Annotated in this window: 13 protein-coding genes; 1 reads left to right on the top strand and 12 read right to left on the bottom strand. The window is 33.1% G+C overall.

Annotated elements, in window-relative coordinates; translation table 11 throughout:
* Positions 1 to 55 precede the first annotated feature (55 nt).
* Positions 56 to 544 carry a hypothetical protein gene (locus FHR24_RS00350; RefSeq protein WP_167182207.1) on the top strand — a complete coding sequence of 163 codons (489 nt, stop codon included), beginning with the start codon at positions 56 to 58 and terminating at the stop codon, positions 542 to 544.
* An 11-nt stretch (positions 545 to 555) separates the two neighbouring features.
* Here the strand turns inward: FHR24_RS00350 and FHR24_RS00345 are convergent, their stop codons facing one another.
* The 12 genes from FHR24_RS00345 to thiS all read right to left on the bottom strand — a co-directional run bounded on the left by FHR24_RS00345 (position 556) and on the right by thiS (position 12,534).
* On the bottom strand, positions 556 to 1,599 hold the full coding sequence (locus FHR24_RS00345) for a HesA/MoeB/ThiF family protein (protein WP_167182204.1): 1,044 nt from the start codon (positions 1,597 to 1,599) through the stop codon (positions 556 to 558).
* 99 nt (positions 1,600 to 1,698) lie between these two features.
* On the bottom strand, positions 1,699 to 4,053 hold the full coding sequence (locus FHR24_RS00340) for a TonB-dependent receptor (protein ID WP_208412266.1): 2,355 nt from the start codon (positions 4,051 to 4,053) through the stop codon (positions 1,699 to 1,701).
* Positions 4,054 to 4,269: 216 nt separating this feature from the next.
* Entirely contained in the window at positions 4,270 to 4,836 is a 567-nt protein-coding gene (locus tag FHR24_RS00335; protein ID WP_167182201.1) for an AAA family ATPase, read from the bottom strand.
* Complete coding sequence (gene pnuC / locus FHR24_RS00330; RefSeq protein ID WP_167182198.1) at positions 4,797 to 5,429, bottom strand: nicotinamide riboside transporter PnuC; 633 nt, start codon at positions 5,427 to 5,429, stop codon at positions 4,797 to 4,799. Before pnuC ends, FHR24_RS00335 begins: the two co-directional genes overlap by 40 nt.
* Positions 5,413 to 5,673, bottom strand: coding sequence for a hypothetical protein (locus FHR24_RS00325; RefSeq protein WP_167182195.1), 261 nt, complete (start codon positions 5,671 to 5,673; stop codon positions 5,413 to 5,415). Before FHR24_RS00325 ends, pnuC begins: the two co-directional genes overlap by 17 nt.
* A 12-nt stretch (positions 5,674 to 5,685) precedes the next feature.
* The gene (gene thiH, locus FHR24_RS00320; RefSeq protein WP_167182192.1) at positions 5,686 to 6,798 is read right to left on the bottom strand and encodes a 2-iminoacetate synthase ThiH; all 1,113 of its coding nucleotides are present in this window, start codon (positions 6,796 to 6,798) and stop codon (positions 5,686 to 5,688) included.
* A 138-nt stretch (positions 6,799 to 6,936) separates the two neighbouring features.
* Complete coding sequence (locus tag FHR24_RS00315) at positions 6,937 to 7,707, bottom strand: thiazole synthase (RefSeq protein WP_167182189.1); 771 nt, start codon at positions 7,705 to 7,707, stop codon at positions 6,937 to 6,939.
* Positions 7,708 to 7,815: 108 nt separating this feature from the next.
* Complete coding sequence (gene thiE / locus FHR24_RS00310; protein WP_167182186.1) at positions 7,816 to 8,457, bottom strand: thiamine phosphate synthase; 642 nt, start codon at positions 8,455 to 8,457, stop codon at positions 7,816 to 7,818.
* 42 nt (positions 8,458 to 8,499) lie between these two features.
* Positions 8,500 to 9,342 (bottom strand): hydroxymethylpyrimidine/phosphomethylpyrimidine kinase, encoded by an 843-nt coding sequence (locus FHR24_RS00305; RefSeq protein WP_167182183.1) that lies wholly within the window; start codon positions 9,340 to 9,342, stop codon positions 8,500 to 8,502.
* A 189-nt stretch (positions 9,343 to 9,531) separates the two neighbouring features.
* Positions 9,532 to 10,122, bottom strand: a complete 591-nt coding sequence (locus FHR24_RS00300; RefSeq protein WP_167182180.1) for a thiamine phosphate synthase — start codon at positions 10,120 to 10,122, stop codon at positions 9,532 to 9,534.
* A 270-nt stretch (positions 10,123 to 10,392) separates the two neighbouring features.
* The gene (thiC, locus tag FHR24_RS00295; protein WP_167182177.1) at positions 10,393 to 12,252 is read right to left on the bottom strand and encodes a phosphomethylpyrimidine synthase ThiC; all 1,860 of its coding nucleotides are present in this window, start codon (positions 12,250 to 12,252) and stop codon (positions 10,393 to 10,395) included.
* Between the two features lie 78 nt (positions 12,253 to 12,330).
* A complete protein-coding gene (gene thiS / locus FHR24_RS00290) occupies positions 12,331 to 12,534 on the bottom strand; it encodes a sulfur carrier protein ThiS (protein ID WP_167182174.1) in 204 nt (67 codons plus the stop codon).
* Between the last annotated feature and the right edge of the window lie 98 nt (positions 12,535 to 12,632).

Below are 12,632 nucleotides of genomic sequence, written 5' to 3'. Positions count from 1 at the left end.
CACAGTTTAGTTAACATACGTCAATAAGAAAGTTTTTAAAGTGTATATTTGCAGTATGAAAAAGTTATTTGCTAAATTAAAGGGAAAGTCTTTGTTGTCTTATGACAATAAAGGTGTAAATGTTGTTACCTCTTTAAAAAGGTGTAATGTTGTTGAGTGGAGTAAAATTAATAAGATTGTTTTTGTAGGACATTTTGAAGAGTACAGTGGTTATTTTTTAACAGAAGAATATAAAACAAAAGCTTTATATAATGATATATACACTGACTGTAGTCAGAACATGTTAAAAATTAGAACAGGGGGAACTCCTACTGTGAAAAATAATACTTCAAAACCTTTTTCTAGAAAATTTGGTACTACCTGTGTGTATTATGCAGTTTTTGTTGAGTATCTAACAGATGAGGGAGACAAAAATTTATTTGCTGTTCACTATGATGCTGATAGAAAAGCCGAAATAGTGAAAGAATTGGAGCGTTTTCTTAATGATAAAAAAATATTTGTTGAAAATAGAATTGAGGGATTTAATTATATCGCAGATTTATAAAACAAAAAGCATCACAATTGTGATGCTTTTTTTATTCCACCTTTTAAGGATTGAAGGTTTAAATTTAAATCTTTAATCAATTGTTTACTACGGTTTCCTGTTTCGCAATACAAAACAATATTTTTGTCTTTAGATACTAAACTAGGGTTGTTGCGTATGTCTACTTCGGCAATGTGTTTTCCTCCGATATTTTTAATTTCTCGCTCTATATCAGTTCTAATGTCAATTAGTTGATGAGATGATGTAATGTCTGAAAATTCAATTTCACCTTCTAGTTCTTCAACACCGCAAAAGAAATTGTAGTCGATTAATTCAGTAATATGGATGTTTTTATTCTTCTCAAAACCTAGAACAAAGCTCTGATTGTTTAGCGTATTAATGGTCAATAATTTTCCTGATAACACTTCACCAATTCCACAAATAATTTTAAGAACTTCATTGGCTTGGTAGTTCCCAACAATTCCAGGTAACACACCCAACACTCCAATTTCTGAACAAGAAGGAACAGAGCCTTCTTTTGGAGGTGTAGGATACAGACATCTATAGGTTGGACCATTATTATAATTAAAAACGGAAACCTGACCTTCAAACTTAAAAATAGATCCAAAAACTAAAGGTTTGTTAGCCAAAACAGCAGCATCGTTACACAAATACCTTGTCTGAAAATTATCGGAACCATCTACAATAATATCATATTGGCTAAAAAGATCCAACGCATTTTCAGAAGATAAAAATGCATTGATGATATTAAATTTAACGTACGGATTTAATTGTTTCATCCTGTTGGCTACTGCACGGCTTTTGGATTTTCCAACATCATCTACCGTAAATAATACCTGACGTTGTAAGTTGGTTACATCCACTGTATCTCCATCTACCACACCAATAGTTCCTACTCCCGCAGCGGTTAAGTACTGAATAATAGGACAGCCTAATCCACCAGCTCCAATTACTAAAACTTTAGCAGCTTTTATTTTTTCTTGACCTTCTAATCCTATCTCGTTTAATAAGAGGTGACGGCTGTATAGTATTTTTTCGTTCTTATTTAATGTCATCTTTCTTAAAAATTACCAAGAGTTTGGTTGAATTTACAATGAAACGTTCTATGGCGAAGGTACAAATCATTTAAAGTTTAGTCAGAGTAATTTTTCTTGTTAGAATTTAAAGGTAACTCCTACCAAAAAGTTTGTTCCAGCTTGGGCAAAATAGTAGGGAGTTGTTCCCCACATATAACCATTAGAGCTGTATGCTACATCAAAAATATTGTTGACCAACCCTGTTAATGTAATTTCTTTAAAAGTTACTGTTGGATAAATGCTGTAATTGATGTTTAAATCATTTATAAAATAATGCTTCAATTTAGAATCTTTAAATTCTGTATTGCTCATGTATTGAGATCCTACAAATTTTGACAAAAGACCAACGTATAAATTTTCCACAGGTGTAACCACAATTTTATTACCCGCTACAATGTTTGGAGAATACGATATTTCTGTGTCTCCTAAATTAGTAATTGTTGTACCATCTGTTTCTTTAAAATCTACATTTCTGTTTCTGCTCAACGTAATGTTTGGAGCAATGGTTAAATATTTTGAAATATAAAAACTAGCATCTACCTCCATACCCAAACGGTAACTTTTTCCTGAGTTTGCTCTAATAGGAGAACCAATATTGTCTACTTGCCCGGTTAACGTAAGTTGATCTGTATAGAACATGTAGTAAAAATTGGTGTTTATTTTAGATTTTCCTGTTTTATAACGCCATCCCAATTCAAAATCATCTAATTGTTCTGGTTTTGGATTTCCATTTTCATAATCGGTACGGTTTGGTTCTTTGTTGGCACGAGCATAAGAAGCATATATACTATTATTCCCATCAGCCAAATACGTAATCCCTGCTTTGGGGTTAAAAAAGTTAAACGTATCATCTACAAGTGTTGCTTGCACTCCGTTGGCTTTGTAGTTAATGGTTCTGTATTGTAAGTCTCCATATAATAAAAATTGATTGTTTAATTTATAAGTAGCTTTTGCATACATATTAAAATCAATTTTGTCACCATAGTCATCATAATAACGATCTCTAATTTCATTATCAGAAGCATTTCTAGCCCATACAACTTCTCCAAAATGATCTCCTTTGTACTCATTTAAAGCACCACCAACTAGAAAATCTAAGTTTTCTTTTTTATAGTTTAAACTGTAGGTGATTCCATAAAAATCGTTGTTTAACCATTTTCTTCTCACCAAATCTGTCGTATTAATTGTGGTGTTTTCTATGGTAATAGGTGTTAAGTTATAGTCAGAAAAATCGGCTCCTTGTTTGTATTGCTCATAAAATCCTTTTCCAGAAGTGTAGTGCAAAGCAATGTTAGAAGACAAATTGTTGTTGTATTTCTGATTCCAATGTAACTGAATGTGATCTTGTTCATAATCATCCACTTCATTATCATAATAACCAGTTACATTCCAATTGCTATCATATTTTGCTCCAGCAGAATTAAAAGTACGATCCGTTTTTAGCGTAGCTGCATCAATTCCGTTCCAAGCTTGATAAGTGATTTCATGTCCTCCAAAAACCAAGGCTTTTATTAAGGTGTTTTTGTATTGATAGCTTCCTTGTAAAAAATAAGAAGTTAAATCAGAAGAGGCTCTATCTATGTATCCATCAGAAGTGGTTTTAGACAATCTAGCAGTAAAATTAAAACGATTATTGATCAAACCTGTTCCTAATTTTGCAGTTACTTTTTGCGTGTTAAAAGATCCTGTGGATGCTGAAGTTTCTGCAAAAGCCTCATTGGCTCCATTGTCTGTTAACAAGTTTAAACTTGCTCCAAAAGCTCCTGCTCCGTTGGTAGAAGTTCCTACTCCACGTTGTAGCTGAATGCTTTGTGTAGAGGAGGCAATATCATTTACATTTACCCAATACACACCTTGACTTTCGGAATCATTATAAGGAATTCCGTTAATAGTAACGTTGGTACGGCTGGCATCAGATCCACGAACACGAATACCGGTATATCCTATTCCTGCACCCGCATCAGAAGTGGTAACTACAGAAGGCATGTAGTTCATTAAAATAGGAATGTCTTGTCCTAGATTACGTTTGGCAATTTCTTTTTTATTTAAATTAGAATAAGAGATAGGAGTGTTTTCTTTTACTCTTACGGCAGAAACGAATACTTCTTCTAATTGATGCATTTCGTCTTGTAAGGTAAAAATAAGGTTGGTGTCTTTTGTATTGGCTGTTGTTGATAAAGTTGTGTATCCTACATAAGAAATTTCTAAACTATAGTTTCCTTCTGCTAGGTTTAGTTCAAAGATTCCGTTGTTGTCTGTAACGGTGGTTTTGTTTAGTTCTTTAATGCTAACAGAAGCTCTAGACAAAGGTTCTTTGTTTTGGTTTAGAACTTTACCCGTTAATATAGTTTGTGCTTGTATTGACAATTCCATCAATAGAAATAAAAAGAAAACGCTTATTTTTTGCCTTTGGATGATTAGATTTAAATTCATTTTTTTTGAGTAAAATGAATAAAAAGAGGTAATTATTCTGTTATTATTGAATAATAGTTAGTGTGAAAAATCTATAGATTTTCCGTTTATTTCCCTAAACAGCATTACCTGTTCTAGGTTCGTTGGGTATGATCTCAGCCGATAATAGGCACCCCTTTATGAGACACTACAAAGTTAAAATGTAAATTTGGATAAACGAAACAAAACCGTTCAATTTTATTTAGCTAACAATAGTTTGTTTATAGCGTTTATAGCTGTTTTTAAACGAGTTTCTTTGTCACCTTTTAAGGTTAGATAAGGTTTTTTGTGTATAATTAAAGCTTGTTCAAATGCACTGAACATTTCTTCTCTTTCATTGGGTTTGTCACGCAAATCGTCTGCTTCCCAAGGAGTGTCTATGTAGGTTAATAAATACAAATCGTATTTGTTTTTTGCTACGGCTAGATCAAGTTTAGGATCAGAAATTCCGTTGTAGTATTGCTGACTGTATACTTTTGTTTCTAACAAATCCGTATCACAAATTAATACTTTATTAGCGGTTAAAGCCAGTTTGTTTTCTAAAGCTATTTGACCTTTAGCAATAGGAATGATGTCTTTGAGTTCACAGATTTGTTTATCATTATCCCATTTTTCTTGTAGATAATCTCTGCTAAATTCAGGTACCCAATTTGTTTTGTAGTAGGCAGATAATTGTCTAGACAAAGTTGTTTTTCCGGTACTTTCTGGTCCAAACAAAACAATTTTTATAAGGTCTGATGGCTGTTGTTCAAGTGTTTTTTCCATGTTAAATATCCTGAAATAGCAAGTAGTGTAAATATTAAATACTGAAAGCTTGTAAATGTAAATCCTTTGTAAAAATAGAGTGGAATAGAAATTAGATCTCCAACAATCCAATAGATCCAATTTTCAATTTTTCTTTTGGCCATTAACCACATTCCCACAAAAAAGATAGCGGTAGTAACCGTATCTACATAAGCAGTCCAATGAGTCCATTTGTTAAAAACAGTGTAAACTGTAAACACAAATACCAAGGTAGCCAAAAAGATAACGATACTTTTCTTTTTTTCTAGAGAGGTTGTTCTAGAAATTGGAGTTTCATCACTCGTATTACTTTTGTACGACCAAATATACCAACCGTAAATACTCATAATAAAGTAATAAGCGTTGATTAACATATCTCCCAAAAGTTGCCATTTAAAAAGTAAATAGACAAAAATAGCAGTACTAATCATCCCTGTAGGAAATACATATAGATGATTTTTTTTAGAGAATACTACAGATGTCAAACCAAAAAACACAGCAATAATTTCTAAACTAATGTCTAGTGTTTGATAGTCTGCGTATTGACTAAATAAGAAATTAAAAAAATGGTTCATAGTCGCTACGATCAGATTTTACAATTTTCATAAATAATATTCCATTGTCAATCAACTTAAAAGTGTTCTTAAGTTCAGCAGTTATCAATTCCATTACTTTGTCGTAATCCCCATATACTTGTGTGCTTAAAGGATTTTCAAGAACGGTTAATCCAGATTTTCTTAATTTGATGATGAAATCAATAATAGGTTGTTCAAACTCGTTTTGCAAAGGAGTTAACGTAAGTTCTACAGATATTTTCATGGATAAATTTATTTATTGAAACGCTTCCCAATCTTTCCACACAGGTTCTAATCCTTGAGAAGATAACATTTCTGCAATCTCTTCGGTAGGTCTTTCATCAGATATTTCAAACTGTTCTAAAGATTGTGGTTCTACTACATAACCTCCAGGATTTGTTTTAGATTCGGCACTTAAAGAAGTAATTCCTAAATGTACAATGTTGTTTCTAAAAGTTTCACTTTCGCGAGTACTCATAGACAATTCTACATCTTCATCTAACAATCTAAATGCACAAATAGTTTGTACCAAATCTTTATCGGTCATTTCCACTTTGGGTTCTAATCCACCAGAATGCGGTCTTAATCTTGGGAAAGAAATAGAATATTTAGTTTTCCAATATGTTTTTTGTAAATATTTTAAATGCAAAGCTGTAAAAAAGCTATCGGCTCTCCAGTCTTCTAAACCAAACAAAGCTCCAATCCCTATTTTATGAACTCCAGCTTTTCCTAATCTATCTGCAGTATCTAATCTATAATCAAAATTTGATTTTTTTCCTTTAGGATGGTGTTTTTTATATTCATCTCTATGATAGGTTTCTTGATAGACCAAAACCGCATACAAATTGGCTTCAATTAACTCTTCATATTCATTTTGATCTAAAGGTTGTACTTCTATAGTAATGTTAGAAAACTGATCTTTAATCAACTCCATAGCATGTTTGATGTACGGTACTCCAACAGTTTTGTTTGCTTCCCCAGTAACCAATAATATATGATCGTATCCTTTCTTTTTAAGAAATGCTACTTCTTTTAAAATTTCGGCATCGGTTAAAGTTCTTCGCGGAATTTTATTTGTCATGCTAAAACCACAATAGGTACAAATATTCTGACATTCGTTAGACAAGTACATGGGTACATACATTTGTATGGTATTTCCAAAACGTTTTTTTGTAGTGGCCATACTCAACTGTGCCATTTGCTCTAAATAAGGAGCGGCTGCAGGAGAAACCAATGCTTTAAAATCCTCTAAATCCCTCTTGTTTTTAGAAAGTGCATATTCAACATCTTGCGTTGTTTTTGAGTTGATACTCGCTAAAGTTTCATCCCAGTTATAAGTGTCAAATAAATTTTGAAAGGTGTTGTTCATTGTGTGTATTCTTATGTCAGTTCGAGTGTTTTAATGAGGTAGCGAATTAAAAAGTATCGAGAACTTATTTGAGTTAACTTCTCGATACAATTTTCTCAATTATCATTTCAAAAATTACTCGAAGTGACATTGTTATAACTAATTTAAAAAACTCGTTAATGGACTACTCGCTTCTGCGTGTTTTTTTATAGTAGCTAATTTTGCGTTAAAAGCCATTCTACCAGCTTCTACGGCCATTTTAAACGCTTTAGCCATTTCTATAGGGTTTTGAGAAACTGCAATAGCGGTGTTTACCAAAACTGCATCTGCCCCTAATTCCATAGCATATGCAGCGTGAGATGGACTACCTATTCCAGCATCTACAATTACAGGAACATTACTTTGCTCTATAATAATTTCTAGAAAATCTACAGTTTTAATTCCTTTGTTGGTCCCAATAGGAGCTCCCAAAGGCATTACACATTGCGTTCCTACATCTTCTAATCTTTTACATAAAACAGGGTCTGCATGAATATAAGGCATCACCACAAAACCTAATTTCACCAATTCTTCTGCGGCTTTTAAAGTCTCAATAGGATCTGGTAATAAATATTTTGGATCTGGATGAATTTCTAACTTAATCCAATTGGTTTCTAGAGCTTCACGAGCCAATTGAGCTGCAAAAACAGCTTCTTTCGCATTTCTTACTCCCGATGTGTTTGGTAATAAATTTACGTTGGGTCTCATAATGCTTTGCAACATTCTATCTTGTTCGTTGTCTACGTCTACACGTTTTAATGCTACAGTAATCAATTCGCTTTCACTTGCAATTAATGCTTGAGACATCAATTGGTTAGAGCTAAATTTTCCTGTTCCAGTAAATAATCTAGAGCTAAATTCTTTATCTGCTATTTTTAATATATCGTTCATTTTGTATAAATAGTTAAGTAGTTAAGAATTGAAGTAGTTAAGAATAGGACGGTTTTAGTAGTTACCTCCTTAACTCCTGCTTCCAAAGGAAGCTTTAACTTCTATTTTTTAAATTTTATATTTTTGTTCTTCGCTACTTCCTGCTTCTAGGAGTTGATGAAAAGTTCTAATTTTATTAAAATCTTTAGTAATTTCTCCTGATATAGCAATTCCAGAAACTCCAGTTTTTAAAATAGCTTTTACATCTTCTACTGTAATTCCCCCAATAGCAATAATGGGAGTATCGGTCTTTAATTCTTCTAAAATTACAGTGTAACCCTCCAAGCCTAAAACAGGACTTAAATTGTCTTTAGTGGTAGTAAATCTAAAAGGTCCCAAACCAATATAATCTACCTCTTTACTAATCAAAGTTTTGCAATCTTCTAAAGTGTTTGCAGTACCTCCAATAATTTGCCAAGTGTATAGATGTTTTCTAGCTTCAGTAGGGCAAGTATCTGTTTTTCCTAAATGAACACCATCAGCTTTTACTTCTTTTGCTATTTTATAATAATCGTTTATAATTAATCTTGTCTGAAATTGATTTGTTATTTCTCTAGCTTCTAGAGCTATTTTTAAAATCTTTTTTTCTGATAAATTTTTTAAACGTAACTGAATCAATTCAGCTCCAGATAAACAAGCTTGTTGAATGTTTTCTATGTGTTCTTTAGGAGTAGCTCCTTGAGATATATAATGTAGTTTGTTAATGATCATGTTTTAAGAATTTAGTAGTTAAGAATTTAATGAGTTAAGAAATTAAAGATTAGAATATGTTTTATTGAAATTTAACATATCATCAATTTCGTCAACTTCTTCTTCCTTATTCGGGGTTTCTTTTTTTGGAATTTGAGTATGCGTTCCCAACAAAGATTCGTTACTATTTAAAAATTCCTCTGTATAATATTTTGCATTTTTAGCAACGTCATCTAATTCTAAGTCAAGAGTTAAGTTACAGGCTAATGAAGAAGATAATACACAACCGCTTCCGTGTTTTTCTGAAACTTTTTCTACGTTTGGAGGAATGTTTACCATAACAATTCCGCTATGATACAATTCGTCCCAACCTTTTTTGTCTGTTCTGTGTCCTCCTTTTAAGTAGATATTGGTGAAGCTAGAAATATGTTCAATAGTTTCTTCAATATCTAATTCAGGATAAATACTTTGGATTTCATCATAATTTGGAGTGATGATAAAACATTGTTTCCATATTTTATCTAATAAATTTTGATGCTCTTTGGTATGAAAATCAAAACCAGCACTGGCTTTAAAAATAGGGTCTAAAACAACTTTTATTTCGGAATTTAATTCGTGCAGTTTGTCTAAGATAAGAGACAATGTCTCCCAACTTTCAACAATTCCAATTTTAACAATATTGATTTCAAAACGTTCAAATAAGGTTTCTATTTGAGAAATAATAATGGTTGGGTTTATCCAAACACAATTTTTAAAAGCGATATCATTCTGAACAGTAACTGCTGTGCAAACAGACAAACCATAACAATTATGAGCTTCTATGGTTTTGATGTCGGATGTAATTCCAGCACCGCTACTTGGATCAAATCCTGCAATAGTTAATATGTAGTTTTTATCGTTTTGCATTTTGTGTTTTTTGTCTGTTCGAGTGTTTTAATGAGGTTACGAATTAAAATGTATCGAGAACTTCTCGATATAATTTTTCGTTCCTCAAAATCACTCGAAGTGACTTTAAATATTCTTTGTTAAAATCACTACTAGTCAGTTCGAGTAAATTTCACGATTGTAATGAGTGAAATTTGTATGGAGAACCTTTTAGTTAAAATGACTTTTCATTTTTTTAAAATCTTCTATAGGATTTTCACTATTCCAAACACCTCCTAAAACACCTACACCTTTAAAACCAAGTTTGTCAAATTCAGCTAAATTGGTGGTTGTAACTCCACCCATACCCACAATTGTTTTGTCAATATGGTTGACATTAAAACCACGACCATTATAACCTTGTTTAGAGATGGACGAAAAAACAGGACTTAATAAATGATAGTCAAACTCGAATGTACAATTCTCCAATTCTTCAGGTTCATGAAATGAAGAACTAATGGTTTTTCCAAACATGTTATTCAGTTTTACAAAATAATCGGTAGGAATGTCTAGATGATCTTTTCGTTTTTGTTCTTGAAAATGAATTCCTTTTAAATTGTATTCGTTAATCAATTCATGAAAATAATGAACTACAATTCTGTTGTGGTATTTTTTATCGATCAGATTTAAATACTCACAATGTTCCTCGTAATTTTTGTTAGGCTTTCTTAAATGATAATATTCTAAACCTTCTTTAAATAACTGATGTAATATCTCTATTTCGTTTGGAATGTCTTTTTCAGGTGCTATTAGTACTATCATTTTTACTTATAATTTGTCATTTCGAGTGAATTTTACGATTGAAATGAGTAAAAATTAGTATCGAGAAGTTCTCGATACAATTTTTCGTTCCTCAAAATCACTCGAACTGACATTTGTTGAGTTAGGGATTGAGGTTTTGTTTGAGCTCTTTTAAAACGTTGATCGAGCGGAGTCGAGATATTCGTTTTAAAAAGCGAGTACCGAAAGCCCGGCTTTAGATGGGCATCTCGACTTCGCTCGATGTCCATCTAAAGCAACTCCCGACTTATATTATAGATATACCTCTGAACCTTTATCTTTAAATTCTTGAGATTTCTCTTCGAATCCTTTTGCAATTACTTCATTGTCTACAATATCATTTTCTGCAGCAAAGTCACGAACTTCCTGAGAAATTTTCATAGAACAGAATTTTGGTCCACACATAGAACAGAAGTGTGCTACTTTAGCACCGTCTGCTGGTAAGGTTTCATCATGATATTCTAAAGCACGCTCAGGGTCTAATCCTAAGTTGAACTGATCTTCCCAACGGAACTCAAAACGAGCCATACTCAAGGCATTGTCTCTGTGTTGAGAACCAGGATGTCCTTTGGCTAAATCTGCAGCGTGGGCAGCTAATTTATACGTAACCACACCAACACGTACATCTTCTTTATTAGGCAATCCTAAATGTTCTTTTGGAGTTACATAACATAACATTGCACAACCAAACCAACCAATCATGGCTGCTCCAATACCTGAAGTAATGTGGTCGTAACCAGGAGCGATATCTGTAGTTAAAGGCCCTAATGTATAGAAAGGTGCCTCGTCACAAACGTCTATTTGCTTTTCCATGTTTTCTTTAATCATGTGCATTGGCACGTGACCTGGTCCTTCAATAAAACACTGTACCTCGTGCTTACGAGCAATTTGTGTTAACTCTCCTAAGGTTTCTAACTCGGCAAACTGAGCTTCATCATTTGCATCTGCTACAGAACCTGGACGTAATCCATCTCCTAAAGAGAAAGCAACATCATAAGATTTTAAGATTTCACAAATCTCCTCGAAGTGTGTGTATAAGAAACTTTCTTTATGATGTGCTAAACACCATTTTGCCATGATAGAACCTCCACGAGAAACGATACCTGTTACACGCTTAGCGGTCATTGGTACATAACGTAACAAGACACCTGCGTGAATGGTAAAGTAATCTACTCCTTGTTCTGCTTGCTCAATTAATGTATCACGGAAAATTTCCCAAGTTAAATCCTCAGCAACTCCGTTTACTTTTTCTAACGCTTGGTAAATAGGTACAGTTCCGATAGGTACTGGAGAGTTACGTACAATCCACTCACGAGTTTCGTGAATGTTTTCTCCTGTAGATAAATCCATAATGTTATCTGCTCCCCAACGACACGCCCAAACAGCTTTTTCAACTTCTTCTTCAATAGATGACGTTACGGCAGAGTTACCAATGTTTGCGTTTATTTTTACTAAGAAGTTTCTACCTAAAATCATAGGTTCTGCTTCTGGGTGGTTGATGTTAGAAGGGATTACTGCACGTCCTCTAGCAACTTCACTACGAACAAATTCTGGTGTAATTTTGTCTGGAATAGAAGCTCCAAAGTGCTCTCCTTTGTGTTGCTTTCTAATTTCAGTCATCTCATCAATTCGCTGATTTTCACGAATCGCGATGTATTCCATTTCTGGAGTGATGATTCCTTTCTTAGCGTAGTGTAACTGTGTCACATTTTGTCCTTTTTTTGCTCGCTTTGGTTTGTGTTTTAAGTCAAAACGCATGTGGTCTAAACTCTTATCGTTTAAACGCTCGTTACAGTATTCTGATGAAAAAGCATCTAATTCCTCTACATCTCCACGATCTTTAATCCAACTTTCACGAATTCTTTCGATTCCTGCATGAATGTTAATTTCTTTATTAGGATCTGTATAAGGTCCAGAAGTATCATACACGGTTACAGGCTCGTTAGGAGTTTTCTTTTTCGTCATCGAATCTGTTGTGTCGCTTAAAGAAATTTCACGCATAGCCACTTTAATTTGTGGATGAATTTTTCCTTCTACGTAAATTTTTGTTGAATTCGGAAAAGGATTTCTTGTAATTCCGTCTTGCTTTGGTGCAGTGTCTTTGTTTTTCATTTCTTTATGGTATTTGGTAGTAGGTAGAAAGTATAAGGACTTATCGTAGCTACGTTTAATTTTTAAATTTGTAACTGATTAGCCTCCTTGTGTGGCTTGAATAATTAAAATATCATCATTTAGATTGATGACTTTAGTTGTCCAATCTGTTTTGGTGATAATTAGTTGATTGATAGCTACAGCAATTCCATTTTCTGGTTGTTCGAGTTGTTGTAACAAACGAGCAACAGAAGTGTTTTCTGAAATTTCTCTGGATTGATTGTTTACTTTAACGGTCATCATTATTTAAATAAAATATGTTTTGATAACCTTTTAGGCGAATGCCTATTTTTGAAGCTGATAAAGGAGTGTACAATATTACATTGCTACCACATATAACT

The sequence above is a fragment of the Wenyingzhuangia heitensis genome (genome assembly GCF_011762155.1).
Lineage (GTDB): Bacteria > Bacteroidota > Bacteroidia > Flavobacteriales > Flavobacteriaceae > Wenyingzhuangia > Wenyingzhuangia heitensis.
The sequence above is the reverse complement of the archived record's forward strand: the minus strand, read 5'-3'. Positions and strand labels throughout refer to the sequence as shown.